Consider the following 2500-nt stretch of genomic DNA (forward strand, 5'->3'; position numbering starts at 1 on the left):
GAAGGTACGCTGCTGTTGGTGACGGGACTTGCTCCCCGAGCTGACGGCAGTCGCAGATACCAGGTGGCTGCAACTGTTTATCAAAAACACAGCACTGTGCAAACTCGCAAGAGGAAGTATACGGTGTGACGCCTGCCCGGTGCCGGAAGGTTAATTGATTGGGTTATCGCAAGAGAAGCTCATGATCGAAGCCCCGGTAAACGGCGGCCGTAACTATAACGGTCCTAAGGTAGCGAAATTCCTTGTCGGGTAAGTTCCGACCTGCACGAATGGCGTAATGATGGCCACGCTGTCTCCAGCCGAGACTCAGTGAAGTTGAAATTGCGGTGAAGATGCCGTATACCCGCGGCTAGACGGAAAGACCCCGTGAACCTTTACTATAGCTTGGCACTGAACATTGACCCTACATGTGTAGGATAGGTGGGAGACTTTGAAGCGGGAACGCCAGTTCTCGTGGAGTCAACCTTGAAATACCACCCTTGTAGTGTTGGTGTTCTAACCTCGGTCCATGAATCTGGACTAGGGACAGTGCCTGGTGGGTAGTTTGACTGGGGCGGTCTCCTCCCAAAGAGTAACGGAGGAGCACGAAGGTTGGCTAAACACGGTCGGACATCGTGTGGTTAGTGTAATGGCACAAGCCAGCTTAACTGCGAGACAGACACGTCGAGCAGGTACGAAAGTAGGTCATAGTGATCCGGTGGTTCTGCATGGAAGGGCCATCGCTCAACGGATAAAAGGTACTCCGGGGATAACAGGCTGATACCGCCCAAGAGTTCATATCGACGGCGGTGTTTGGCACCTCGATGTCGGCTCATCACATCCTGGGGCTGAAGTCGGTCCCAAGGGTATGGCTGTTCGCCATTTAAAGTGGTACGCGAGCTGGGTTCAGAACGTCGTGAGACAGTTCGGTCCCTATCTGCCGTGGGCGTTGGAAGATTGAGGGGGGTTGCTCCTAGTACGAGAGGACCGGAGTGAACGAACCGCTGGTGTTCGGGTTGTCATGCCAATGGCATTGCCCGGTAGCTACGTTCGGAATCGATAACCGCTGAAAGCATCTAAGCGGGAAGCGAGCCCCAAGATGAGTCTTCCCTTGGACCTTGAGTCCACTGAAGAGCCGTCCGAGACCAGGACGTTGATAGGCAGGGTGTGTAAGCGTTGTGAGGCGTTGAGCTAACCTGTACTAATGACTCGTGCGGCTTAACCATACAACCCAGATGGGTTTCAGATGGTGTAGATAGTCTTGAAGAAACCAGACTTGATTGAAGTGATAACTCAATAGCACAGAATACCGGTCGCTTAGCTCAGCCGGGAGAGCACCTCCCTTACAAGGAGGGGGTCACTGGTTCGATCCCAGTAGCGACCACCATCATTTTCTGCGTAATGCAGCTTTCCGAATTAACAAATTTGTCTGGTGACAATAGCGCTCTGGTCCCACCTGATCCCATTCCGAACTCAGTAGTGAAACGGAGCAGCGCCGATGGTAGTGTGGGGTCTCCCCATGTGAGAGTAGGTCATTGCCAGACGCCTAATTTGGGCCTAGCCCAAAGGAGCGGTAGTTCAGTTGGTTAGAATACCGGCCTGTCACGCCGGGGGTCGCGGGTTCGAGTCCCGTCCGCTCCGCCAACATAAAGACGAAAGCCTCTGCAGTAATGCAGAGGCTTTTATCTATCTGAAAACAAATTGCAGTAGAGCGGTAGTTCAGTTGGTTAGCTTCTTTATTAGAGAAAGCCGGCCTGTCACGCGTGACGAAGGCACAGGGGTTTAAGCCCCGTCCGCTCCGCAAACTTAAGTGAAAAGCCTCATCTTCGGATGGGGCTTTTTGCTATTTGCTTCCCGCGACGGGGCCCTGCGGACTCCTGGTCGCGACACTGGCCGTGCGCAACTAGGCGTCCCCGATGACTCCCGTCTGCTCCGCCAACTTACATGAAGCCTCGCTGGAAACGGCGGGGCTTTTTTGTATTTAACGCTCGTGAAAGTGCTGCGTACTTTGTCGCGGGCAGCCCCGTCCAACAGCGTCCCTGCTTAAAAGCCCAGCTCGGCATCCATGCCTCTCGCTCGTAAGCACATCGCTTCGCGATACTCGGCCGCCAACTAAAGACGAAAGCCTCTGCACTCTTGTAAACAAGAGCGCAGAGGCTTTTTTCGTTTTACAACTTTTGCACTTGGTGTTGTGGCGCCTCGGATAAATCCGCCCCAGAACCGCGCTAACCTGTACAGATTCTGAGTCTGCTGACGCGATTCAGCCCTGACTATCGAGGGATAGCCACAATCGCTAGCTAACTCACATAGTGCCTCCGCTGGGGGGAGATAGCACGGTTTCAATATCTTGCTCCTGAAAGTGCCGTACACTTGAGGCCAAGTCTGATACCCGCCCAGCCTAATGCTGACCATTAAGTCTGTCCAACAGTATCCTTGCTTAACGGCCCTGCTCGGCATCCAAGCCTCTCGCTCATAACCACATCGCTTCATGAGATTCGTCCGCCAACTAAAGACAAAATCC

General features: G+C 53.6%; 2 tRNA genes and 2 rRNA genes (1 of these 4 cut by a window edge). All 4 read left to right on the forward strand.

The window, feature by feature from the left end:
* Window positions 1-1205, forward strand: a 23S ribosomal RNA gene (locus tag K0H79_RS01270) (it extends 1689 nt beyond the left edge of the window).
* Between the two features lie 85 nt (window positions 1206-1290).
* A tRNA-Val gene (locus K0H79_RS01275) sits at window positions 1291-1366 on the forward strand.
* A 41-nt stretch (window positions 1367-1407) separates the two neighbouring features.
* Window positions 1408-1523, forward strand: a 5S ribosomal RNA gene (gene rrf / locus K0H79_RS01280).
* A gap of 23 nt (window positions 1524-1546) precedes the next feature.
* Window positions 1547-1623, forward strand: a tRNA-Asp gene (locus K0H79_RS01285).
* Window positions 1624-2500: the final 877 nt, after the last annotated feature.

The organism is Shewanella sp. FJAT-52076, from assembly GCF_019457455.1.
Classification (GTDB): Bacteria; Pseudomonadota; Gammaproteobacteria; order Enterobacterales; family Shewanellaceae; genus Shewanella; species Shewanella zhangzhouensis.